The following is a 24,065-nucleotide window of genomic DNA, read 5'->3' as shown; positions in this document are numbered from 1 at the left end:
ATGGCGGCCAAGCACAGCAAGACACCACGGCAGCAGACCGGCGGCAAAACCCCGGCAACCGGCAAGGCCAAGACAACCGCGAGTGCGACGGCGACCACAGTCGCCGGCCCGGACAACACCACGGCCATGGGTGCTGGCGAAGTGACAAAAAGAGCCAGACGGACCTCGCATCGCTCCACCCGTGAGGCCACGCCGTTCACCATGGACGATGTCATCTCCCTGGCGAGCGAGGCCACCAAGCGTGCTGATAAGTCCCTCCTGGTTATCTGCGGCGGCCTCAGCCATGAGCGCGATGTCTCCATCAGCTCGGGACATCGAGTCCAGGGATTCCTGGAGGAGGCCGGATGGACGGTCCATGTCCACGACATGGATGGCTCGCTCCTGCCCTACCTGACAGATGAGAAGACCCGTCCTGATCTGGTCTGGCCTCTGCTGCACGGTGCCAACGGCGAAGACGGCTCCATTCGTGATGTCTTGGAGATGGCGGAACTGCCTTACATCGGATCCCGGGCCAAGGCCTCTCGGACCGCCTGGAGCAAACCCATCGCCAAGAACGTTGTCCGCATGGCCGGCTTGCACACTCCGCATTCCGTGACCTTGCCCGAATCCATGTTCCGCGAGCTGGGGGTCGAACCCGTTATCGATATGCTTCTGGGTTCGCTGGGACTCCCGCTCTTCATCAAGCCCACCATGGGCGGCTCAGCCATGGGCTGCACCATGGTGACTGAACAGAGCCAGCTCACTCAGGCGTTGATCAACTGCTTCGCCTATGGTGATGTGGCCCTGATCGAACAGGCCGTCACTGGCACCGAGGTCTCCGTGTCCATCCTCGAATTCGACGGACACCCCCTGGTTCTGCCTCCGCTTGAAATCTGGACCCCCTCAGGCACCTACGACTTTGAGGCTCGTTCTACACCCGGCCCGACGGAGTTCTATGTTCCAGCCCGACTGGATGCCAAGACCACACAGGCTGTGAACGATGCCGCGCTGACCGCCCACCGGGCTCTGGGGCTCCGCGACATCTCACGCACCGACTTCATCGTTGATGCCCAAGGACAGCCACAATTCCTGGAGTCCAACGTGGCGCCCGGCATGACGGACACCTCGCTTCTGCCACAATCAGCCTTGGCTGCCGGCTACAAGCTACCGGAGCTATACACTGCATTGGTTCAATCAGTTTTGAATCAAAAACGGACTAACTGAAGCTTCAAGGCCCGTCTGGTTCTGCCTGTCATTCGGTTTTCATAAGCAAGATCCGCCCGATGTATGGTGTGCAATTTGCGCGATATACATCGTGCGGACCTGCAATAGCCGTAGCCTGCAAATACAGGCAGAGCATATAATACGCATGGCTGGTACCCTACACACAGTACGGATAAACAGTTTGGCACAGTAAGGTTTAACAGTTCGTATTCATTAAACCCGATGCTCTATTCTGCGTTTATTATTCTGCGTTTATTATTCTTAATTCTCATCATCATTCTTCTCCGGCAATCAAATGCCAGTCATTCACCATCCACCACCCCTCGTCGGTTATTTCCTTCCTCCCTCCATGCGTCAAGCTCGACTCTTCGTTTCCCCTTTATGCTCCGTTTCCACTTACTCCCCTCCTTTACTCCCCTCCTTCACTACCTTCCTTTACTAACTCGCTTCTCCTTTACTACCCCACCTCATCTTTACTGCTCAGCCAAAGCCAAGATTGATCCAAAGGGATGTTCAGTGTCGGTTTTTGTATTGTTGACAAGGCTAACGTGCAGAAGCAATGCAGGCTAATAAATTACCAATGCCGGAATGGCTGTTCACTCTCCAGGACTCAACTCACAATAGACAGCTGTATCGCTTCATACCCTTGCATGCAATCGTGGCCGGCATCAAATGTTTCACGTGAAACATCCCGGGAATAGCAACTTACTTCATCAACTCCAGCGAAGGTCCCACTGATACAGCGCCTGTGATTGACAGCGATTCCCGCTCGTCAACAGTGCGAGTCGAATAAAGATATGGGACGGATGAAAATGAACACAACCTTCATGGAATCGCAACCACCATGAGTTCTGCGTCATTCAGCACAGGATGTTTTACCTTGTTATTGGTCAAGCGGACGTGACTACATATATCGATATATAGGCATCGCCGCTTTAGTGTCTTCAAGAATCGAAGCCTCTTTACTTGCCACCAAGACTTCGAATGAGAGCTGAGTCCGCATCAGTAAATTGCTATTCTGTCACCAGTATTGATGCACCAATTCATTCGTCGAATCGCTCATCCTCATCGTTGAGAGTGCGATCTTCATATCAGGATTAATCCATCGGGTCATATTGCTTACGCGGTTTGCTCCTACGCGCCCGCTGCAAAGCCTATCAATAAAAGTCCATAGATCAAGACAATCAATCCCCTGCAAATCAGAGGGTACATATACACATATCCAGGCGCATCCGTGCTTATCGAAAGACCGTACTTTCGCAGGCTCGAATTATCAGTTGAAACTGTGCCCCACCGTGTTTGAACCGTCTATGTTACTGCCTGGCTATATATGTCTTACTTGTCCCTGCTGCTTCCCTCGCCCTTGTCCGATACGTGCGAAGAATTTTCACCAGGTCTGTCCTGAGCTGAGGGTACATACTGGTCGGTAGTCCTAGCAGTCACATCTTCATCAGCATCAAGGCTTTTGTCTGTTATCGGAGAATCAGCATCCAAGTCGTCGTCATTTTCATCGGGACTCGGAGGATTCCAAAAACGCCAGCTATGCCAGCTGTCATCCTCACTCTTGTCCTCTATTTGGTGGCTGGGGTGCTCCCGCAGCAACCGATTAACTCGGAGCATAAACCAAATCAGCACCAGAATCGTCCCAATATTGGTTACAATGGCTACTATCACGGTTTTCTCCATGGTTCAAGGATAGCCTGCTCCTGTCTGAACCCGAGTGACCTTGAGATACAAGCGCCCTTTTCGCCCACCGCGTGTGACCCAGTCATCCTAAATGGATACAGTAGCGTTATGAAGCAAACTGTTCATGATGCCATTGTTATAGGGTCCGGACCCGCAGGATACACCGCCGCCATTTATCTTGGCAGAGCTGGATATGCTCCACTCGTTATTGCTGGAGCTCTAACGCCCGGCGGTCAGCTTATGAACACGACGGAAGTTGAAAACTTCCCAGGATTCCCTAAAGCAGTGCTCGGTCCCGATTTGATGGATCAGATGCGCGATCAGGCCGAACATTTTGGTGCTCAGATCGAATACGATGATGTCGTCTCAGTCGACTTGCACGGAGACATCAAGCGGATCACCACCGATGGCGGCCAAGAATACCAAGCTCGATCCGTCGTCATCACCACTGGTTCGCAGTATCGTAAATTGGACATTCCTGGCGAGCGCGAGTTCTCAGGACGAGGGGTATCCTACTGCGCCACATGCGACGGCTTCTTCTTCAAAGACAAGCCGATCGTAGTTGTTGGCGGCGGTGACTCTGCTATGGGTGACGCGGACTTCCTGACCCGTTTCGGCTCTTCTGTCACACTGATCCATCGCCGCCAAGGCTTCCGCGCTTCAAAAATCATGGTGGACCGTGCCAAGGCCAATGACAAGATCAACTTCCTTCTTGATTCGGTCGTCACGCGGATCAACGGCGACGATAGTGGCGTTACCTCCTTGGACGTACGCAATACAGCCACAGGCCGGCAATCCACCATTCCAGTTAACGGAGTCTTCGTCGCCATTGGATTCACCCCTCAGACCGCTTTCCTTAATGGCCAAGTTGACCTGGATCAGGACGGCTATATCCTGGTCGAGGGTGGGTCAACGAAGACTTCTGTACCTGGAGTCTTTGCCGCTGGTGATGTCACCGACAAGATTTATCGTCAGGCCATTTCCGCTGCTGGCATGGGTTGCCGTGCTGCACTCGATGCTCAGGAATATCTTACGAGTTTGGATAACCGATAAGGCTTGATACGCCTTCACAAACAAGAATTTACGTGCCTGGCAGTTTGTAAATGCCAGGCACTTTGTTTATTGATTACGCACAGCTGCCTATCAAGTTTCCTTTAGTTATTCATTGACCACAACCGGACCCTCTACCCAACAGGAAAACGACAAATCCTAAAGCTGCTCCAATCGTTCCCCGCTGACATATAAGCCCCTCTCCGCCGAGACAGCACCCCACGACCAGCCCTCCCCCATCGACACATCGCAAACCCTACAAACCTCGCCTGTCGAGGTTTGCTAACTCCCTTTTGTGCCAGAGCTATCCTCCCTCAAAAGTCGTATACAAGCTATATGGACTTTTATGGCTATCTGACACATACCTAAGCAACTATCCGATAATGCCCAACCAGCCAATTAGTCAACCAGTCAACGCCTCACTGCATATCTTTTTCTTGAACATACCCATCCGTTTATCGACAGCTATGCATTTGAGATACCGAGGATTGGAGATAACAATCCACTCAGGAGTAGTTACCTCCCAAAATGACCAGGCTTGTTCGTCAGCAGGTTGTCACAGTCTACAGTTTGCCAGCAATATGTGTATTGCACACTATCTTTCAGTACAAACACAGAGTTCTTTGAGTAGCACATGCTGATAACTGCCCAATCATTCCGACACTAAGACAAATAAGAGAAAGGCAGCGATTGCTTACAGCTCAGACAAAACCAGACTAAGCTACGAAGCAATCGCTTGCAGGAGCGGTGGGGTTTGGTTGAGCAACCCCCGCAGTCGCTTTTTAAGAATCGTACCAAACTACGGGATCAGATCCAGCCTTTATCGCCCGAATGACCGTCATTGCTTGCGGTTTGATTCTTCTCCAAGAGAATGGCGACGATGCGGTCCATGTCTTCAGGTGAAGAAAATACGATTTCTATCTTCCCGTGCTTTTTCGTGCCCTTAATAGCCACCTTGGTATCAAAGTGACTTTCCAAATCCTGGCGCACAGGACTATCCGCCCAGGCATTTACTCTAGGCTTTTTTGCTTTCTTCTTCGCCGACCCTGTCTGCAACGCGACAAGTTCTTCGGTAGATCTTACCGACAAACCTTCAGCAATGATCTTGTCTGCCAGGGCAGCCATTGACTTTTCATCCGGCAAAGTTAGCAGGGCACGGGCATGTCCGGCTGACAGCACGCCTGAGCTAACCTTTTTCTGCACACTCGGGGGCAATTTCAACAATCGAAGTGTGTTGGTGATCTGTGGTCTGGACTTAGAGATTGACTTGGACAAACCGTCCTGAGTCAAGCCAAACTCATCAATCATCTGCTGATAAGCGGCTGCTTCTTCCAAGGGGTTAAGAGCCACTCTATGAAGATTCTCGAGCAAGGCATCGCGCAGCATGGTGTCATCGCTCGTAGTTTTCACAATTGCAGGTATGGTATCCAGACCAGCCAATCGGGTAGCTCGCCAACGACGCTCACCCATTATGATTTCATAATGAGTTGTTTGCCGCAGATTCGCCTCTTTCTGATTTGGAAGCTGACTCGATCGTTCCTCACCGGTCTCAGCATCAATTGCTTTGGATTTACTTCTCCCATCGCCAACCGAGGTGGTCTTATCCTCGATTGTCCGTGGGCCGTCAGCAAGAGTCGACCTACGCACTACTATAGGCTGCAATACACCGACTTCCTTGATGGAGCGGGATAGCTCCAACAGCTCGTCTTCATCGAAGATATGCCGTGGTTGCTGGGCGTTAGGCCTGATATCATCCACACGCACTTCGGCCAAGTACCCACCCTGGACAGGTTTCAACAGCTCTTGGCTGTTGCCCTCCGTCTTATTCGGCTCGCTATCATTGCGAACAGCACCTGCACGGTTGGTGCTTTGCCGAGTCTCGTTTGCCTGACGGTCGACACTCTCGCCCGATTCCATCATGGACGATGTTTCACGTGAAACATTTGTCGTCGTAGGTCCAAAGAACAGATCACTTGGGTGTTCCAGGCTGCTGATGGACGGGACAGACCGACGCTTGGTAGTCCTCTTCAAAGTGGATGTTTCACGTGAAACATCCTCGCCGAGAGACTCAGAAATGCTGACACGTCCTTGTCCCGTCTTGGAACGTTTGCGACCGCTCTTGGAAGAAGTTGCCGTTGCAGCAAGTTGAGAGCTTGCACGACCTGAATGCATTGTCTTGCGTTCTCTTTTGGCTCCTTCTTTTTCTGAGGCATCCGTCAGTGGGCCCTGTTGTCCGGCCGATTGCGTAGACAAGCCTTGAAGGGTAGGCTGCTCGTTACCTGAATTCGGTACTTTGTCATCTTGTTGTCGACTTTTTTCAACATTGGTTTCGTCATCTTCACCTGGCAGGGCGGGGAATAGAGCCCCCAAGCCCTTGCCCAACCGTGAACGGCTTGTCATGTCCTCACTCCCCCTGTCTTCTATTGGCTATGTGTTCTAGCACTTGCTCGGACCTCTGGGCGATTTCTAACGCTGCCTCTTCATATGCGATAGCACCTGCTCCCTTAGGGTCGTAGGTGACAACGCTTTGTCGGAAGCTGGGAGCTTCAGAGATTTTGACTGAACGCGGGATGGTCGTATTAAGCACTATCTCTGGATAATGTTCCTTGACCTGATCAAACACTTCTTTGCTGAGCAGTGTCCGTCTGTCATACATAGTCAACAACATGGTCGAGATTACGAGATAAGGATTATAGCTCTGCTGAACAAGCCCTATGGTATGCAGCAACTGTTGCAGTCCTTCGAGAGCATAGTATTCAGCTTGCACTGGAATCAATACCTCATTGACTGAACACATAGCATTCAGAACCAGCAATCCAAGGCTAGGCGGGCAATCAACAAGAACATAGTCATAATGCTGATGGCAAACTTTGAGATAGTCGGCAACTGCTTTTTTCATGAGTTGATTGCGGTTGGGCATATCCGCAACTTCGAGCTCAGCACCACTTAAATCAATCGAAGATGGGACGACCTCAAGGTTGGGGAATTCAGGGGAAACCACCTTAACGTCGTCGATACCAAGACGACCCTCAAGCACATCATATGTTGACGGCGTCCCGGATTCGTGAGCCACACCCAGTGCAGTGGATGCGTTGCCTTGGGGATCCATATCGATGACCAACACACGTTGATCAAATTCAGCAAACGAACATGCCAAATTAACGGTGGTCGTGGTTTTCCCTACCCCGCCTTTTTGATTTGCAATAGCAATAAAGCGAGTTTTTGTAGGGTGAGGGAATTCTGCCTTACGCAAGGCCTGATATCGCGCAGATAGATCTGCCATCTCCGCACCGGACACCGAACCGGTCCCGTCAGCGAATATTCGATTCAGAATATCCGTTGCCGTTTCCATACCTGATGTGTTCGGCGTGGGTTGCTCACCGACTTCCGGGGTATTTCTCGAAACGGGTTTCACCTTCTTCGATGCGGTCACGAACCTTCCTCCTTTTGATAACCATTCAATTTTCCCGTCCTCGTTGGACATGTCAGAGCGGCCGCAAGTTATACACCGTCACTGTTCATAACTGTGGATAAGTGTGGATAGTTTCATCAACACCTATGGAATGGACCCTTACTCTAGATTATTAGTTTTGCCTTGCAATTATTGACAATTCTGCCACCTCACAACTCCTGCTATGGTTCACGGACAATAATGTGGATAATTCAACCACCGGGTCTAAATTGTGCATAACTTGAGTGGAGCGAGTCGATAAATTGCTTACGTCGTCAATTTTAGCAGCAAGATTCATGGTTATAATCAATGAACAATCCACATATTGGATGGCCGTCGTAAATACTGCGGCAATCCCCAGATTGAACTTTGTGCGACAAGCCCAATACTAAAACAACAGAATATTGTTTCACGTGAAACATCTAGGCTTCCCCAGAAATATAGTTGCTCCGCTGATTATCAGTTCTACACAGTCCAGCGACATTGGTTTGTCTGTTTTATTTTCACATCTTTTCATCCAAGAGCATTAACTACTTATGGTTTTAGTGAACACCACTAAAACCAGTTATTCCTAGCGTGGATTTTCATATCGCCATGTAAAGGGAGGACATTTACCGATCAATGTTTCATTTGAGTTTGTGTGATTATGGTTAAAGCATCACTACCAAAGAAAGGGCCATGAACTACTTTTCTTATTAATACTTAAAATAGCATGCGATATTCTTTCCCCTATGCTCCAATAACCTTGATCTAGATTCTTGCTATTTGAAGTGACTGTTTCATGTGAAACATTCCAACCGATCTCTATCTAGAAACCCTCGACAAGCAGTGGCACTCACTGTATGAAATTCTGTGCGTTGATGCTACAAAATCTAATAGGTTTGAATGGCGCTTCTCAAAAATAGAATCATACGCAAATTCCTACCTTCAACGGTCCACTGAGCCATTTGGATCGACCAAGCCAGTAATCAATGGGGTACTGTTTACCTGAAACGGATCAAAGCCAATATTTGTTTGGTGATGTTTCACGTGAAACATCACCAAATGAACTAATCTGATACCGGTGAATAGGATTCGTGATGCTCAATTCAGTTGTCCCGGTACTCCGACATCTCAGGAATATTACATGCCGAGGACTGATTCGAAGACTTCTCTGTGCTAATTAATCAATGGTTCATATGATTTCCGCACATACGCTAGAACTGCATGACTCTATGAATGTTAATGAGGAAGCACAAAGATCAACACACTGGTCAAGAAGCAATGGCTCCCCTGATGTGAAGGAAACATCTATATAGGGACAGTAAGACGAGCATAGCAACAAAAGTCTAATAATTGAAACAAGTCAATTGATGGATCACTAAACAGCTAAAGGACGACGTCTCCAGAGAATTTAAATACAACGTCAGAATGATAGCGGTACGTCCAAGTCCGAGATAAAACATCATACTACTTGAGCAATATTGTGTGGAATACTAGATCGGGATGGAATGATACTGACAGGCTAAAGCCAAAGAGTCGCAGCCCGATTCGGAATAACCAAGAGATAGAACATCTATATTTCAAATAATATAGCAATGATATATCGCGTGGACTGTGGTTTGTGATGCTGAGGTCAATCTATAACATCAAAAAACCTAGTAAGTTTCAGACTGAAAGGACATCCGTGGCAGACAGTAAAGATGACCCGCCTATTTACATTCCCTTATAATCCATCAATCCATCCATCTTGATTAAGCATCAGTCAAGCTGATGCGCGGAAAAGACCGACTAAATCTGATCTGACATAATCAGTCAATCTCCGATCAATGACTCTATATGGTTTTATCTTGAATTGAGATAATGTTTTATCTTGTATAGTCGATTCTTACGTGCCATCAAGCCGAGTTTCTGACACCGCAGTCATTCATTAATGCATATCGGTGTCGTGCTTTAGCGTTTGTCCACAAGAACCACGTGAGTATCCTCAAGACCGGGAGCAACTGGAGCTTGGCAAACTCGTGGATTTTCTCCATGACATTTTTTTATCTCTTTGGCGGCCTTTTCGATCTCAGCCTGTGCCGAACGACCCTTAAGAGCAATAAGCTGACCTCCCGATCTCAAAAGAGGTAGAGTCCATCCTGAGAGCTTAGTCATGGGGGCTACAGCTCGGCACGTCACGACATCAAAACTCTGTCGAACCGAAGGATAGAAGTCGACGTTTACTGGACCTTCTCTACCAGTTACCGTCGAGGAGTCATGACTGTTTACAACTGCATCTTGTTGGCTGTCACCATTTCTTGCCGTAGCAAAGGCTGAGGAACCATTGCCGGAAACGGAAACAGATTGTTCTGCATTTCGCTTGCGATCGTGATGCCGGCCATGCAAACCTTTTTTGTTATGCCGCGTTGACGCATGGGATGATTTCCGGACCAGATCCTCTGCACGTTTGCGAAGCACAACCGCATTAGTCAAGTGCAATTCATCAACGACTTCCTGCAACCAAATCACACGCCGCTCCATTGGCTCGACAAGAACAACATTGCACTGCGGCAGGCAAGCTGCCAGTACAATACCGGGGAAGCCCCCACCGGAACCAATATCCGCCACCGTTGCTGTCTGACTGTCAGTGGTTAATCGCTCTCGCACGAAAGGTACAACAGCCGCTGAATTGAGAATGTGTCGCTCCCAAATAATGTCTTCATCGCGAGGACCAATGATGCCCCTCTCTACACCCTCGCGCAAGAGCTTGTCATGAAAACGCTGCATGGGCAAGAGAGCATCGCCGAGCACCTGCCTCAAGAGGGGACTATCGTTCAGCTCTTCATCCACAACAGCCATTTCAACTCCTTACATTCACCTTCGGCGCCCAGTCTGGTCACAGCTAAAGACTGCGACAGTGTCATACTGTCTCGTGTCCGCGGGACTTAACACTGTCAGAATCGAAAACCTTCGGATTCCTAAGACTGCCACCAACATATGGTCTTCAACCGCAAAAGAGCGTCGAGAGCCATATATCAGTATCCTATCGAAAACAGCATAGGTACAGTCTCCGATAGAGAATCAACAACTATGGGCATTTCTGATTGAACATCATGGCGAACTAACCACCATCGTGAACAAGACGACTCGACATAGCTGGTAGCTGGCACAATAGACCCGCCAAATGGCACAACCTTGGTAGATAGCACAACAGCCTTGGGAGTACGACCGCATCAAACAGTGGACCAATCTAAAAGGCCGACATCATAAGTACTTCATCGGCGCACAGCCCTGCGTGGCTCTACAGTCACTCCCTATCGGCATCCGCAGGATCGTCATCAGCCGCGTAGCCAGCCGCATCATCGACCTGATCGGTTTCATCCGCCTCCAGCGGGGCCTCATACCCGACTGGCTCACCCTCAACATCGTCAGGCAGGTCCTCGTCTTCGCTCTTGGCCCTCAGGTAGACGGTGACATAACGGTGGGGTTCCTCGCCATGGGAGCGTGACTTCAGCCCCTCCTCGCGAACCATGTCATGGACGATCTTGCGCTCGAAGGAGTTCATAGGCTTCATATTGACTGGTTCGCCAGTCTCACGGACCTCGTCAATCACGTCCAGGGCCTGCTCGCGAAGATGTTCACGCTTGCGCCGCAGGAAGCCGTCCACATCCACGATCAGATGGGAGCGCTCCCCTATCTTCTGTTGCACGGCCAGCCGTGTCAACTGTTGAAGAGCGTCGACTACCTCGCCATCCTTGCCGATCAGATGCTTGATATCCGTGTCGTCGTCAGCCACAATCTGCACGGTTGGACGGTGGTTGCGCACCCCCATCTCAATATCACCCTCGTAATCGACGATGTCCAGCAACCCCTCCAGATAATCGGCGGCGACATCCGCCTCCTCATTGAGTTGCTCGATGGTCTTTCCCTGGTCCAGAGACTGAGACATCTATGCTCTCCTTACACGCGTTTACATCCGATTCATAACCTCAGGTCCACTGGATTCCTGGTCGGATTCCTGGTCACCAATCGAGTGTCCAGTATTGAGGATACACGGACGTGATGATTGCAGACTACTCCAGTATCCACCCGACCGAAAGTTGGGTCACCACGCCGGTCACCACTGTCAGCAGCCGCCTCAACGGCCGCGGCGTTTGCGGTGGGGCTGAGAACGCTGGTGGGAGACGTTCTTGTTGTTGCGGGCTTCCTCCTCCAACCGCTTGGCCTCCATCAGCTGCTCCTCCTCCAAAGAGGGCAGCCCCTGGCGCTTGCGACGAGCGTTCTCATGGCGGTGATCCCGCTCCTCCTTGCTCTCTGCAGCCGGCGAGCCGGGAGTGGGCATATGGCGAACCTGGAAGAGGGTTCGGCCCAGGTTCCAAAGGTTGTTGGTCAACCAGTAAATCAGCACGGCGAAGGGGAAGTAGATACCCGAGAAGATGTACATGACCGGGAAGATGAAGGCCATCATCTGTTGCATCTTGTACTGCTGTCCCTGCATGGCCGACCGGGGCATGTTCCGCCGGACGTTGTGGAACTGCGAGTAGAACATGGCCAGGCACATGAGCACGATGAAGACCACAATGACTATGCGGCCGGCACCCTGGGCGGACATGAAGTTGTCAGAAATCCTCAGACCGAAGAAGGTGGTCTCCTCGAATTCTCGTGCCACCTGTCGATTGAATGCTCCCAGAGGTGCCCGCTTGCCCCGGGCAATGAAGGGCACAGCCGAAAGCACGTAGAACATGGTCATGAAGACCGGGCCCTGGACCAGCGCGGGCAGACAGGACCCCATAGGGTTGGCATGGTTGTCCTGATAGACCTTCATGGTCTCGCGGCTCATGGCCTCTCGGCTGGCCGGATCCTTTTTGTTGCGATACTTGTTCTGGATTTTCATCAACTTGGGCTGCAGGGCCTGCATCTTTTGCATGGATCGCAGCTGCTTGATGAAAAGCGGCAGCACGCACAGGTTGACGACCAGCACCAGCATCACTACCGAAAGCGCCCAGGCCACGCCGGGACCCTTATGGAACCCGATCAGAGTCAGGAACTTGTGGCAGTAGGTCATGATGTAGGTCATGAGCCACTCGATGGGGTACAGAATCTTGTAGAAGAAGCCGTATATGCCCGTATCGAAAGTAAAGGTGTCGTTGTTCTGGAACATTGTCAGGCCGTCTCCTTGTCTGGGGCCATGGGGGTCAGCCGGGCCTCCTCATGGGCCTTGGACCACGAGAACCGATAGAAGATGGAAAATCTTTGGGGCACGTCATCGATCCCGCCATTGTTGAAGGGCGTGCAACGCAAGAGCCGCAGAACGGCCAGGATTGTTCCACGCAAGGCCCCGAACCTCCTCAGAGCGGTCAAAGCATACTGGGAACAGGTCGGGTAGTAACGGCATCTCGGCGGCGAAAGGGGCGAGATGTGGCGCTGATACCAGCGGACTGCACCCTGCAGAGCCCGCGAGGCCAGGCCGCTCATGCCCTGCATCCTTCCCTGACTGCCGGCAGTTGAACCGGTTGACGCTTGGATCCCGCGGCGAGCTGCAACTCCGACTGTCCCTGTACATCGAGACCGTTGGCAGTCTTTCCGCTCTTGCGCATGAGGTCGCGGAAGAGCCTGTCCACTTGCTCTTCCAGCTGCTTGTAGGTGGCTCTGGCAGCGCTGGGTTTGGCGCGCATGACCAAATCACAGGAGGATGGCAGCAGGTCCTCCTTGTATCCGGCAAGTTGCCTGAATCTCCGCTTGACCTTGTTCCTGGTCACGGCCTTACCCACATTTTTGGATACAGCGAGCCCCATGCGGCGTCTGCCTGCAGGCAGGATGTCATGCCGCCCTTCGCGCACAGCCGATGCCACCGGCAGCGGGGTCGCCGTCCGGTCAGATCCGGGTATCGAATAATGTATGACCAGATCCCTGCTGCTGACCCGATGGCGTCGCCTGAGCACCGCCGTGAACTCCCGGTGGCTCCTCAGCCGTTCCACCTTCTGAAAAGGGATTGGGATCCGACTCAGGCAGAGAGGGTCCGACGGCCCTTGGCCCGGCGGCGGTTGATCAGGGCACGACCGGAGCGGGTGCGCATGCGAGCGCGGAATCCGTGCTTCATGTGACGACGGCGATTGTTGGGCTGGAATGTCCTCTTCATAATTCGTTGCTCCCGTGTGTAGACATACTCGAGTACGGCTCGTAATGAGTCAAGCTATATCACGGTACACATGAGCCGGGACTGAGTCAAACAGGCTTCCGCCATACAGCTGGCGAGGACCGCTCCATACCCTGTGCAAACCCTGTCATAGCGGGAGAACGAGCCTCCTTACTTATCCACAAATTACATCACTGTTATTCACATTCATCGCAGATACAACACGCTATCCTGTGGATAACCGCGCAAAGTCGGTGTAACAATGGGCTACTGTCTACTTTGAGAGAAGCAGGAAGACCGGGAAATCCGTCGTCGAGAAGAGAGGAGCACACTGATGGCGCAGGATCCGCTGGATGCCGCTGCCCAGGCCAAGAGAATCTGGGATTCGGTCCTGCAGGTGCTCCGCTACAGCAGCTCACTGACCTCCAGAGACAAGGGCTGGCTGGAGGACATCACCCCCGAGGCGGTTTTCGGCACCACCATCGTTCTGCGGGTCTCCTCCAAGGCCACCCAGGAGGCTGTGCAGGGACCGCTCAGCCAGCCCCTCCTCAACGCATTGCAGCTGGTCACCAACCAGGAAATGTTCCCGGCCATCAAAATCGTCTACCCAGAGCAGATGGCCAAGCAGAAGGCTGCCGATCAGCCGAACGAACAACACGCATCAGCCATGGCTGGTTCCGCCCCGGGCAGCGGCGAGTTCCGTCAGGTTCCCAGTCCAGCTCAGAATCCCTATGGCGACTATCAGCGTCAGGCCGGTGCCGACCGATCATCAAGCTCGGAGGTCCGCTCGGGCTGGCGGACCAAGAATGCTGGAACCTCCAAGTCCCCGATTGTTTCCGTCAATGACTTCCACGAGGGTACCTATGTGCCCATGACCCTGGACATGCAGGCCGAACTGTCCGAACCTTCCCCCGCCATGAGGCCAACGGCGGGCGCCGATGCCGACCAGCAGAGTGAGGAGAGGCCCGCATCCCGGCCCACCTTCACCGTGCCCCGCTTCCCCATGGGCCAGAACCGGGTGGAGCGCGACCCGCAGACCCACCTGAACAAGAACGCCACCTTCGACACCTTCGTCCCAGGCGACTCCAACCGCTTTGCGCGGACCGTGGCCTTGGCTGTGGCCGAAGGATCAGGCCAGGACTTCAACCCCTTGTGTATCTACGGCAGCTCGGGCCTGGGCAAAACCCACCTGCTCAACGCCATCGGCAACTATGCCCTGGTCAAGGATCCCTCGCTCAAGGTCCGATACGTCAACTCGGAGGAATTCACCAACGAGTTCATCGATGCCCTGCAGAACTCCACCCAGGGATCAGGCCAGATCGCGGAATTCAATCGCCGTTACCGGCAGGTGGATGTGCTCCTTATCGATGACATCCAGTTTCTGGGGGGCAAGGAAGCCACCCTGGACCAGTTCTTCCACACCTTTAATGCCCTGCATGACGCCAACAAGCGTATCGTCATCGCATCGGACGTGGCGCCCAAGAATCTGAAAGGCTTCGAATCACGACTGATTTCGCGCTTCGACTCGGGTCTGACCGTAGACGTCAAGCCGCCAGACCGGGAGACTCGGGTGGCCATCCTCAGAATGATGGCTTCCATGAACGGGGTCAGCATCCCCAACGAGGTTCTGGATCTGATCGCGGAACGCTTCACTGAGAACATCCGAGAGCTTGAGGGTGCCCTGACCCGTGTCACCGCCGTGGCCAGCCTCAATAATCAGCCGGTTACCACGGCCCTGGCCGAACAGACACTGCAGGACTTTTTCTCCACGGATGTGGAGATTAAGCCCACTGACATCATCTCCCAGGTGGCCAAGTACTTCCATCTGACCTTCGATGACATCGTCGGCCGCACCCGCACCAAGAACATCGCCCTGGCACGGCAGATCGCCATGTATCTGGCCCGGGAAATGACCAGCATGTCCTTGGTAGACATCGGCGAGGTCTTCGGCGGCCGCGATCACACCACAGTCATGCACGCCTATACGCGCATATCCAACGAGATGCAGGAAAAGCGGGAGATTTACAACTACGTCATGGAGCTGACGGTCCGGCTCAAGCAACCTCAGAATTGATACGACACGCAGATACCTGTGTGGATTAACAGAAAAAGATATCCACCTACTTATCCCCGGATGTGGGCAAACCCTGGGAATAACCCACCGATTTTTCGGGGACAAGTGGTGAATTTGTAGCGAATAACCACCAGACATTTGTGGACAACTAGCCGAGAATCCGCGTTTGTGGATAACTTAACCTTTTATTCACATCAATCTCACCACTTATCCACATCACCCGGGTAATGCCCATCCACCTCGTTGCAAGGATTCGAGAACTTATCCACAGCATCCACCGAGCTTATTACGATGACTCTATGTATATTTATGCAATAGTCATCTTCACACTCAAGCACATCCATTCACTCCAACCACATCACCCGGCCTATTCGATAGAATGAGTCCAGTTCATTCGTCGACAAGAAGGCTCCCATGAAAGTAGAAGTGAATTCATCCGCACTCTCGGATGCAGTGGCCTGGACCACGCGCATCATCCCCTCCCGACCGGCTTCGCCGATTCTGGCAGGCATCAGGATGGAAGCCTCTGACGGAACATTGAAGCTTTCCGCCTTCGACTACGAGGTTTCAGCAAGAAACCACATTGAGGCAGGCATTGACGAATCAGGAACGGCATTGGTGCTGGGCAAACTGCTGGCGGACATCACCAAATCCCTGCCATCAGAGAAGACCTACCTGTCTACCGAGGGATCCAAGATGACCATCACCTCGGGCAAATCCACTTTTTCCCTGCAGCTGATGCCCGACAGCGAATATCCCGACCTCCCTGCCGTGCCCGAGCCCATGGGCCAGGTGGATGCCGAAACCTTTATCCAGTCCATCTCCCAATCCATCGTCGCTGTTTCCCGGGAAGAGAGCCGTCCGGTCCTGACCAGCGTCAAGACCGAGATCACTGGGGACAAGGTGGTCATGACCGCCACCGACCGTTTCAGGCTGTCCCGTTCGAGCTTCACCTGGACTCCACGCGATGCCGACTTCTCCACCTCCATGCTGATTCGTGGCTCCCTGTTGCGGGACATCGCCCGGTCCCTGGATGAGCACCAGAACGTGACCATGGATTACGAGGTCGACAACCCTACTATCATGGGTGTGGAAAACGCCGGCAAGATATCCACTACCCAGCTGATTGACGGGGAATTTCCGGCCGTGGATCGTCTCTTTTCGGACGAATACCCCATCCAGGCGGTCATCGCCCGGCAGGATCTGATCGACGCCATCAAGCGTGTGGCCCTGGTGGCCGAGCGCAATGCCCCCATTCGTATGGTCTTCTCCGGCAACGAGGTGACCCTGAGCGCCGGCACGGCTGACGAAGCACAGGCCCACGAGGTTCTGCAGGCGGATCTGGACGGCGAGGACATCACGGTGGCCTTCAATCCCAGCTACCTGATTGACGGGCTGGGCGCCATCGCTGAGCCCTTTGTCCGCATCAAGATGACCTCGGCGGTCAAGGCCGTGGAGTTCAACGGTCAGCAGGAGCAGGATTCCGAGGAGTCCATGGACTACCGTTACCTGCTGGTGCCCATGCGCTTCAACAACTGACGCCTGGGCAGGTTCGAGGAACAATCGCCGTGCACATCTCCCGTCTGGTTCTGGATCACTTCCGTTCCTGGGAGCACTGTGTCCTCGATCTGGAGCCCGGGGTGACCATTCTGGAGGGGCGCAATGGCCTGGGCAAGACCAACCTGGTCGAGGCCGTCGAGGTCCTGTCCACCGGCGGCAGCCATAGGACCTCGTCCTCTCTGCCCCTGGTGGAGCGTGGGCAGTCCAAGGCCACCATCAGAGCCAGGCTGGAGCAGGACGGGACCGCCATCGACTATGAGTTGACCATTGCCGCCAAGGGAGCCAATCGCGGAAGAATCAACGGCGGGCCGTCCCTCTATCAGCGTGACCTGGTAGGTCAGGTGCCCTGCGTGACCTTCAGCCCCGAGGATCAATTGATGGTCTCCGGAGAGCCGGCAGCCAGGCGGGCCGTGCTGGATCAGGCCGGCAGTCAGCTCGATGCTGACTACTTCCAGGTTCGGCAGGATTTTCGCCATGTGGCCAGACAGCGTGCCGCCCTACTCAAGCAGCTCTCCCAGGCGGGCCATGACCCCTCAGGTGATGGGCGTGAAGCCGCCCTGTCAGGCCTTGAGGTATGGACCGGGCAGTTCATCCGCACCGGGCTGGATCTGAGCCGACGACGAGCGGCTCTGGTAGAGGCCCTGGACCAGCCCTTCAGCGATTTGTATGGTCGGCTGGCAGGCCCCGATCAGGATGCCCGATTGACCTACCGGCCATCCCTGGAGGAGATCGGGCCCGATAGGCAGACCGGTCCCGAGGTCGCCGAGGCCGTCAGTCGTCACTTTCAACGGATATACCCGGGGGAAGTGGCCCGGGGCACCAATCTGATCGGCCCCCAGCGCGACGATCTGGCTTTCACCCTTAACGGTATGCCTGCCAGGGAGTTCGCCTCCAACGGTGAGATGTGGACCCTGGCCCTGGCTCTGAGGCTGGCTCTGCTGCAGGTGGTCAAGGATCGTCGCTCTCTGGAGCCCATCGTCATTCTGGATGATGTCTTCGCCCAGTTGGATCGGGGCCGCAGGGACCAGATTCTGGACTTTGCTCGCCAACAGGACCAGGTGCTGATCACCGTGGCCGCCGACAGCGATATTCCCTCCCTACAGGGAGCCAGGCTGGTGGATGTGTCCGGGCTGAAGCCTGTGCAGCCATCCGATCCGGCCGCCCAGGATCCGGCCATCGCCAGTGCCATGCAGGACCTGCGTCGAACCAGAGGGACGGCCAATGGCGACTCGGGTATGTCGGATGAGGCGGAGGGGAACGACCTGTCATGAAGGCGCCCATGGTTGAGACACTGCACCTGGATCAGCGTCGGCTGCCGGCCCTGGTCTTCGAGGGTTGCACCCGACGGGCCGCCACTCGTCGGCAGCGGGAGGACAATTCCCGCAAGGCCTGGTACGCATTTGGCAAGCCCGGCCGCGACCCAGCCAAACTTGGAGGCGTGGTGACCAGCCTGGCTGCCGGAAACGGGTGGACCAGCCATCTGAAGGTGGCCCGGCTGCGCAACCAGTGGGACAGTGTGGTGGGACCCGGCATCGCCGCCCATTCGAGGGTGGTTTCCTACCGGGATGGCGTGCTGATCATCCAGGCGCAGACCACGGTCTGGGCCACCCAGCTGACCTACCTGGTTCCCCAGCTCAAGGCGACCATTGTCAGGCGGCTGGGCATGCCGGTCAAGCAGATCCGGGTGACCGGCCCCCACAACTACAGCTTCCGCCGTTCACGGTTCGATCCGCCTGGCCGAGGCGTACGCGACACCTACGGGTGAACCCATAATCTGCGAATACCGTTTTGCCAGCTTTCTGTAAGCCTAAAGTCCCCTAGCGCTGGTAATCTATAGGTTATAGGGTCAAACGCTTCCAAGGCCCCTTTATGGACGATTTGGAACCTGGTGACCATGACTCGATCCCCCGCTCGACTACGAACGGAAGCCGCTTTGTCGTCAGTGGCCGACGATGGGGGTGCAGAAAGGACTATCCGTGGCAGAACTCAACACTGACCCGTCCCGGACCCCGCAAGAGGGTCGGGAGCATGAGGAGGACAAGCCTCAGGATGACGGTATGACGGGCCAGGATCAGCTGGACGACGCGCAGCTGGATGACTCGCTTTCCCCAGAGCATTATGACGCCAGCGATCTGAAGGTGCTGGAGGGGCTGGAGGCGGTCCGCGTCCGTCCCGGCATGTACATCGGCTCGACGGGCCCCAGGGGCCTGCATCACCTGGTCTACGAGATCGTCGACAACTCGGTCGACGAGGCCCTGGCCGGGTACGCCGACCATATTGAAGTCACCATCCTGCCCGACAACGGCATCCGCGTGGACGACAACGGCCGCGGCATCCCTGTGGACGAGGTGCCAGGCGAGGGCAAGAGCGGCGTCGAGGTGGTGATGACCAAGCTGCATGCCGGCGGAAAGTTCGGTGGCGGCGGCTACGCGGTCTCGGGCGGCCTGCACGGCGTGGGCATCTCCGTGGTCAACGCCCTGTCCACCCGGATCGATGTCCAGGTGCGTCGACAGGGTTACCATTGGCATCAGAACTTCCACAACCAGAAGCCCACCGCTCCCCTGTCCAGGGACCAGGCCATGGGGCCGGACGAGAGCACCGGCACCTCGGTGACCTTCTGGGCCGATCCCAAAATCTTCGAGACCACGGTCTATGACTTCGAGACCCTGCGCAGCCGCTTCCAGCAGATGGCCTTCCTCAACAAGGGCCTGCGGATCACCCTGACCGACCTGCGTCCCAATGACCAGGCCGGCGACGAGGTGGCGGGCGAGGAGCAGACCCCGGAGCAGAAGGGCCAGTCCGTCAGCTACCAGTATGCCAACGGCATCAAGGACTATGTGGACTACCTGGTCAAGGTCAGGAAGGCCACGCCTGTGGAGGCCGAGGTCATCGATTTCGAGGCCGAGGACCTGAAGCTGGGCATCTCCGCCGAGGTGGCCATGCAGTGGACCACCGCCTACTCGGAGTCGGTCCACACCTTCGCCAACACCATCGCGACCACCGAGGGCGGCACCCACGAAGAGGGGTTCCGCGCGGCCCTGACCAGCATGATCAACCGCTACGCCCGGGACAAGAACATCCTCAAGGACAAGGATGACAACCTCTCTGGCGATGACGTGCGCGAGGGATTGACCGCCGTGGTCTCCGTCAAGCTGACCAATCCCCAGTTCGAGGGCCAGACCAAGACCAAGCTGGGCAACTCCGAGGCCAAGACCTTCGTCCAGAGGGTCATGACCGAGAGGCTGAGCGACTGGTTCGACGCCCACCCAGGCGAGGCCAAGTCCATCATCCAGAAGGCCATGGAGGCCTCCCGGGCCCGGATCGCAGCCAAGAAGGCCCGCGAGAACACCCGTCGCAAGTCCATCTTCGAGACCGCCGGCATGCCCGACAAGCTCAAGGACTGCCAGTCCAGCGACCCCGAGGAGTGCGAGCTGTTCATCGTGGAGGGCGACTCCGCAGGCGGCTCGGCCATCCAGGGGCGCAACCCCATGACCCAGGCCATCCTGCCCCTGCGCGGCAAGATTCTCAACACAGAGCGGGCCAGCCTGGACCGCATGATGAAGTCCGACACCATCGAATCCCTGATCACGGCCGTGGGCGGCGGATACGGCGAGGACTTCAACATCGACAAGGTGCGCTACCACAAGGTCATCATCATGGCCGACGCCGATGTGGACGGCGCCCACATCGCCACCCTGAATCTGACCCTCTTCTTCCGCTACATGCGGCCCATGATCGAGGCCGGCTACGTCTACGTGGCCATGCCACCGCTCTACCGGCTCAAGTGGACCAAGGGGCCCCACAGCTTCGTCTACACCGATGCCGAGCGCGACAGGGTCCTGGCCGAGGGCAAGGCCTCCGGCCGGCAGCTGCCCAAGGGCGAAGGCATCCAGCGCTACAAGGGTCTGGGCGAGATGAGCTACCAGGAGCTCTGGGAGACCACCATGGACCCGGAACACCGCATCCTCAAGAAGATCCGTATCGATGACGCCGAGCAGGCCGACGAAACCTTCACCATGCTCATGGGCGACGAGGTCGAACCCCGGCGTCTGTTCATCCAGCGCAACGCCCACGACGCCCGCTTCATCGACGCCTGAGACGGACGCCTCCCTTTTTCACCATTTTGAGCTAAGGATCGATTTTGGCAGACGATAACAACAACGACAACAGTCCGGACCAGGACGGCCTCAACCTGCCCGACGGGTCTCGCGAGCCGCTCAGCCCCCAGGAGATGGACAACACCGATTACGGCCTCCTCAAGGGCGAACGGATTCAGCCCATTGATCTCCAGCAGGAGATGCGGGAATCCTACCTGTCCTATGCCCTGTCCGTGATCGTGGAGCGGGCCCTGCCCGATGTCCGCGACGGCATGAAGCCGGTCCACCGCAGGGTCATCTACGCCATGTACGACGGCGGATACCGGCCCGATCGCGGCTACAACAAGTGCTCGCGCGTGGTGGGCGACGTCATGGGCAAGTACCACCCCCACGGCGATTCGGCCATCTACGACACCATCGTGCGTCTGGCCCAGTCCTGGTCCATGCGCTATCCGCTGGTGGACGGCCAGGGCAACTTCGGCTCTCCAGGCGACGACCCGGCGGCCGCCATGAGGTACACCGAGTGCCGCATGGCCCCCCTGGCCATGGAGATGGTGCGAGACATCGACAAGGACACGGTCGACTTCATCCCCAACTACGACGGCAAGACCCAGGAGCCCACGGTTCTGCCCTCCCGCTTCCCCAACCTGCTGGTCAACGGGTCGGCAGGCATCGCCGTGGGCATGGCCACCAACATCCCTCCGCACAACCTGCGTGAGGTGGCCAAGGGCGTGCACTGGGCCCTGGAGCATCCCGAGGCTTCCAAGGAGGAGTTGCTCAACGCCCTGATCGCCATCATCAAAGGGCCCGACTTCCCCACCGGCGCCACCATTCTGGGTCACAAGGGCATCGAGCAGGCCTACCGGACCGGACGCGGGCTCATCACCATGCGGGCAGTGGTCAACACCGAGGAGATCCGTGGGAGGATGTGCCTGGTGGTCACCGAGCTGCCCTACCAGGTCAACCCCGACCGGCTGGCCTCCTCCATCCGCGAGGCCGTGCGCGACGGCAAGATCCAGGGCATCGCCGATATGCGCGACGAGACCTCGGGCCGCACCGGCCAGCGTCTGGTCCTGGTGCTCAAGCGCGATGCCGTGCCCAAGGTGGTCCTCAACAACCTCTACAAGCACACCCAGCTTCAGCAGACATTCGGGGCCAACATGCTGGCTCTGGTGGACGGGGTCCCCAGGACCCTGAGCCTGGACGCCTTCATCCGCCACTGGGTTGACCACCAGCTGGACGTGGTCGAGCGGCGCACCCGCTATCTGAAGCGTGAGGCCGAGGACCGAGACCACATCCTGCAGGGTTATCTGAAGGCTTTGGACATGATCGACCAGGTCATCGCCCTGATCCGCGCCTCCAAGGATGTGGAGACGGCCCGTACCGGTCTGATGGAGCTGCTGGACGTGGACGAGGTCCAGGCCGATGCCATCCTGGCCATGCAGCTGCGTCGTCTGGCAGCCCTGGAACGGCAGAAGATCCTGGACGAGCACGAGGATCTCATGCGCAAGATCGCCGACTACAACGACATCCTGGCCCATCCCGAGCGCCAGCGCACCATCGTGGGCGACGAGCTGGACGAGATCGTCGACAAGTACGGCGATGAGCGTCGTACCCGGATCGTCCCCTACTCGGGCGAGATGAACGTGGAGGATCTGATCGCCGATGAGCAGGTGGTGGTCACCGTCACCCACTCCGGCTTCGTCAAGCGGACCAAGGCCGACGAGTACCGGGCCCAGCACCGCGGCGGCAAGGGCATCCGCGGGGCCAGATTGCGCGAGGACGATGTGGTGGACCACTTCTTCCTGACCAGCACCCACAACTGGCTGCTCTTCTTCACCAACAAGGGCCGGGTGTACCGGCTCAAGGCCTATGAACTGCCTGAGGGTTCCCGCGACTCCAAGGGGCAGCATGTGGCCAATCTGCTCCAGCTGGGCCCGGGCGAGCGGATCGAACAGGTCCTTTCCCTACACGGCTACGACGATGCCGACTATTTGGTTCTGGCCACCCGAACCGGACGGGTCAAGAAGACCCGCCTGGCTGAGTATGATTCGCCCCGCCAGGGTGGTCTGATCGCCGTGCGGCTGATGGAGCTGGGTACCGTTACCGACGAGGAGGGACAGGAGGTGCCCCAGAGCGACGAGCTGGTGGGTGCCGCCCTCTGCAATGCCGATGACGAGATCATTCTGGTTTCCCGCAAGGGCATGAGTGTGCGCTTCCCGGCCGATGACTCCACCCTGAGGCCCATGGGTCGGCAGACCGCCGGTGTCCAGGGCATGCGGTTCCGCCCCGGCGACGAGTTGCTGAGCATGGACGTAATCGCCAGTGAGTCCGAGGATGACCTGCTGGTGGTCACCGACGAGGGCTTTGCCAAGCGAACCGCCCTGAGCGAGTACCGCCTGCAGGGCCGCAACGGCTACGGCGTCAAGGCCATCGCCATGGTGGAGGGCCGGGGATCCCTGGTCGGCGCCCTGGTGGTGAACGAGGACGACCAGATCATGGCCATCATGAAGTCCGGCAAGGTCATCCGTTCCGACGTGGCCGAGGTCAAGCGGACCGGTCGCAACACCCAGGGGGTCACCCTGGCCAAGCCCGACAAGGGCGACGAGATTCTCTCCATCGCCCGTAATGCCGAACGTGACGACCAGGAAGGGGACGCCGGTCAGAGTGACCTGGCTCCCGCCGCTCCCCTGGCAGCCAAGGATCAGCCCATCGCCACCACCGGAACCGGCGACGGCCAGAGCCTGACCCAGGAGGACTGAGTTGGTCCGCTACCAGTCTGACAAGACTGGTAGCCTCATAAGAAGTCATGCAGGCCCAGCGGCGGTATGCGCGGGCCATTGAACG

General features: G+C 56.0%; 16 protein-coding genes and 1 pseudogene. 8 read left to right on the top strand and 9 right to left on the bottom strand.

The window, feature by feature from the left end; translation table 11 throughout:
• A complete protein-coding gene (locus tag H3V04_RS06905; protein WP_198187708.1) occupies nt 1–1,203 on the top strand; it encodes a D-alanine--D-alanine ligase in 1,203 nt (400 codons plus the stop codon).
• Nucleotides 1,204–2,538: 1,335 nt separating this feature from the next.
• On the opposite strand, the gene H3V04_RS06900 is transcribed toward H3V04_RS06905, so the two are convergent.
• Nucleotides 2,539–2,889, bottom strand: a complete 351-nt coding sequence (locus tag H3V04_RS06900) for a hypothetical protein (protein ID WP_198187706.1) — start codon at nt 2,887–2,889, stop codon at nt 2,539–2,541.
• Nucleotides 2,890–2,997: 108 nt separating this feature from the next.
• Between H3V04_RS06900 and trxB the strand changes: the two genes are divergently transcribed.
• Nucleotides 2,998–3,942, top strand: coding sequence for a thioredoxin-disulfide reductase (trxB, locus tag H3V04_RS06895; RefSeq protein WP_198187704.1), 945 nt, complete (start codon nt 2,998–3,000; stop codon nt 3,940–3,942).
• An 804-nt stretch (nt 3,943–4,746) separates the two neighbouring features.
• Here the strand turns inward: trxB and H3V04_RS06890 are convergent.
• The 8 genes and pseudogenes from H3V04_RS06890 to rpmH form a co-directional block, all read right to left on the bottom strand.
• Nucleotides 4,747–6,339, bottom strand: coding sequence for a ParB/RepB/Spo0J family partition protein (locus H3V04_RS06890; RefSeq protein WP_198187703.1), 1,593 nt, complete (start codon nt 6,337–6,339; stop codon nt 4,747–4,749).
• 4 nt (nt 6,340–6,343) lie between these two features.
• Nucleotides 6,344–7,291, bottom strand: a complete 948-nt coding sequence (locus H3V04_RS06885; protein WP_198183439.1) for a ParA family protein — start codon at nt 7,289–7,291, stop codon at nt 6,344–6,346.
• Between the two features lie 2,031 nt (nt 7,292–9,322).
• Nucleotides 9,323–10,210 carry a 16S rRNA (guanine(527)-N(7))-methyltransferase RsmG gene (locus H3V04_RS06880; RefSeq protein WP_198187701.1) on the bottom strand — a complete coding sequence of 296 codons (888 nt, stop codon included), beginning with the start codon at nt 10,208–10,210 and terminating at the stop codon, nt 9,323–9,325.
• Nucleotides 10,211–10,658: 448 nt separating this feature from the next.
• Nucleotides 10,659–11,300 (bottom strand): R3H domain-containing nucleic acid-binding protein, encoded by a 642-nt coding sequence (locus H3V04_RS06875; protein ID WP_198187699.1) that lies wholly within the window; start codon nt 11,298–11,300, stop codon nt 10,659–10,661.
• 189 nt (nt 11,301–11,489) lie between these two features.
• The gene (yidC, locus tag H3V04_RS06870; RefSeq protein ID WP_024627111.1) at nt 11,490–12,512 is read right to left on the bottom strand and encodes a membrane protein insertase YidC; all 1,023 of its coding nucleotides are present in this window, start codon (nt 12,510–12,512) and stop codon (nt 11,490–11,492) included.
• A gap of 2 nt (nt 12,513–12,514) precedes the next feature.
• On the bottom strand, nt 12,515–12,826 hold the full coding sequence (gene yidD / locus H3V04_RS06865; protein WP_198177083.1) for a membrane protein insertion efficiency factor YidD: 312 nt from the start codon (nt 12,824–12,826) through the stop codon (nt 12,515–12,517).
• Nucleotides 12,827–12,936: 110 nt separating this feature from the next.
• Nucleotides 12,937–13,329 (bottom strand): annotated as a pseudogene (gene rnpA / locus H3V04_RS06860) (ribonuclease P protein component); the annotation flags it as partial.
• A gap of 26 nt (nt 13,330–13,355) precedes the next feature.
• The gene (gene rpmH, locus H3V04_RS06855; protein ID WP_015022700.1) at nt 13,356–13,490 is read right to left on the bottom strand and encodes a 50S ribosomal protein L34; all 135 of its coding nucleotides are present in this window, start codon (nt 13,488–13,490) and stop codon (nt 13,356–13,358) included.
• Between the two features lie 331 nt (nt 13,491–13,821).
• Here rpmH and dnaA point away from each other — a divergent pair, with 331 nt between their 5' ends.
• From dnaA to gyrA, 6 genes are all read left to right on the top strand, one after another.
• Entirely contained in the window at nt 13,822–15,561 is a 1,740-nt protein-coding gene (gene dnaA / locus H3V04_RS06850; protein WP_198187695.1) for a chromosomal replication initiator protein DnaA, read from the top strand.
• Nucleotides 15,562–15,975: 414 nt separating this feature from the next.
• Complete coding sequence (gene dnaN, locus H3V04_RS06845; protein ID WP_198187693.1) at nt 15,976–17,100, top strand: DNA polymerase III subunit beta; 1,125 nt, start codon at nt 15,976–15,978, stop codon at nt 17,098–17,100.
• Between the two features lie 29 nt (nt 17,101–17,129).
• A complete protein-coding gene (locus H3V04_RS06840) occupies nt 17,130–18,392 on the top strand; it encodes a DNA replication and repair protein RecF (RefSeq protein ID WP_198187691.1) in 1,263 nt (420 codons plus the stop codon).
• Entirely contained in the window at nt 18,389–18,886 is a 498-nt protein-coding gene (locus tag H3V04_RS06835; protein ID WP_198177078.1) for a DUF721 domain-containing protein, read from the top strand. The genes H3V04_RS06840 and H3V04_RS06835 overlap by 4 nt, the downstream gene beginning before the upstream one ends.
• A gap of 292 nt (nt 18,887–19,178) precedes the next feature.
• On the top strand, nt 19,179–21,218 hold the full coding sequence (gene gyrB, locus H3V04_RS06830; protein WP_232342641.1) for a DNA topoisomerase (ATP-hydrolyzing) subunit B: 2,040 nt from the start codon (nt 19,179–19,181) through the stop codon (nt 21,216–21,218).
• A 134-nt stretch (nt 21,219–21,352) separates the two neighbouring features.
• Nucleotides 21,353–23,980 carry a DNA gyrase subunit A gene (gyrA, locus tag H3V04_RS06825; protein ID WP_373564712.1) on the top strand — a complete coding sequence of 876 codons (2,628 nt, stop codon included), beginning with the start codon at nt 21,353–21,355 and terminating at the stop codon, nt 23,978–23,980.
• The last annotated feature ends 85 nt before the right edge of the window (nt 23,981–24,065 follow it).

Source organism: Bifidobacterium sp. M0353, assembly GCF_016100645.1.
Taxonomy (GTDB): domain Bacteria; phylum Actinomycetota; class Actinomycetes; order Actinomycetales; family Bifidobacteriaceae; genus Bombiscardovia; species Bombiscardovia choladohabitans.
Note: the sequence above shows the minus strand (reverse complement) of the source record. Positions and strands in the feature narration are given on the sequence as shown.

What these genes read in the sequence shown, in the direction of transcription:
- H3V04_RS06905 (WP_198187708.1), top strand. Translation starts at nt 1, where the DNA reads ATGGCGGCCAAGCACAGCAAGACACCACGGCAGCAGACCGGCGGCAAA.
- H3V04_RS06900 (WP_198187706.1), bottom strand. Translation starts at nt 2,889, where the DNA reads ATGGAGAAAACCGTGATAGTAGCCATTGTAACCAATATTGGGACGATT.
- trxB (WP_198187704.1), top strand. Translation starts at nt 2,998, where the DNA reads ATGAAGCAAACTGTTCATGATGCCATTGTTATAGGGTCCGGACCCGCA.
- H3V04_RS06890 (WP_198187703.1), bottom strand. Translation starts at nt 6,339, where the DNA reads ATGACAAGCCGTTCACGGTTGGGCAAGGGCTTGGGGGCTCTATTCCCC.
- H3V04_RS06885 (WP_198183439.1), bottom strand. Translation starts at nt 7,291, where the DNA reads ATGGAAACGGCAACGGATATTCTGAATCGAATATTCGCTGACGGGACC.
- H3V04_RS06880 (WP_198187701.1), bottom strand. Translation starts at nt 10,210, where the DNA reads ATGGCTGTTGTGGATGAAGAGCTGAACGATAGTCCCCTCTTGAGGCAG.
- H3V04_RS06875 (WP_198187699.1), bottom strand. Translation starts at nt 11,300, where the DNA reads ATGTCTCAGTCTCTGGACCAGGGAAAGACCATCGAGCAACTCAATGAG.
- yidC (WP_024627111.1), bottom strand. Translation starts at nt 12,512, where the DNA reads ATGTTCCAGAACAACGACACCTTTACTTTCGATACGGGCATATACGGC.
- yidD (WP_198177083.1), bottom strand. Translation starts at nt 12,826, where the DNA reads ATGAGCGGCCTGGCCTCGCGGGCTCTGCAGGGTGCAGTCCGCTGGTAT.
- rpmH (WP_015022700.1), bottom strand. Translation starts at nt 13,490, where the DNA reads ATGAAGAGGACATTCCAGCCCAACAATCGCCGTCGTCACATGAAGCAC.
- dnaA (WP_198187695.1), top strand. Translation starts at nt 13,822, where the DNA reads ATGGCGCAGGATCCGCTGGATGCCGCTGCCCAGGCCAAGAGAATCTGG.
- dnaN (WP_198187693.1), top strand. Translation starts at nt 15,976, where the DNA reads ATGAAAGTAGAAGTGAATTCATCCGCACTCTCGGATGCAGTGGCCTGG.
- H3V04_RS06835 (WP_198177078.1), top strand. Translation starts at nt 18,389, where the DNA reads ATGAAGGCGCCCATGGTTGAGACACTGCACCTGGATCAGCGTCGGCTG.
- gyrB (WP_232342641.1), top strand. Translation starts at nt 19,179, where the DNA reads ATGACGGGCCAGGATCAGCTGGACGACGCGCAGCTGGATGACTCGCTT.
- gyrA (WP_373564712.1), top strand. Translation starts at nt 21,353, where the DNA reads ATGGACAACACCGATTACGGCCTCCTCAAGGGCGAACGGATTCAGCCC.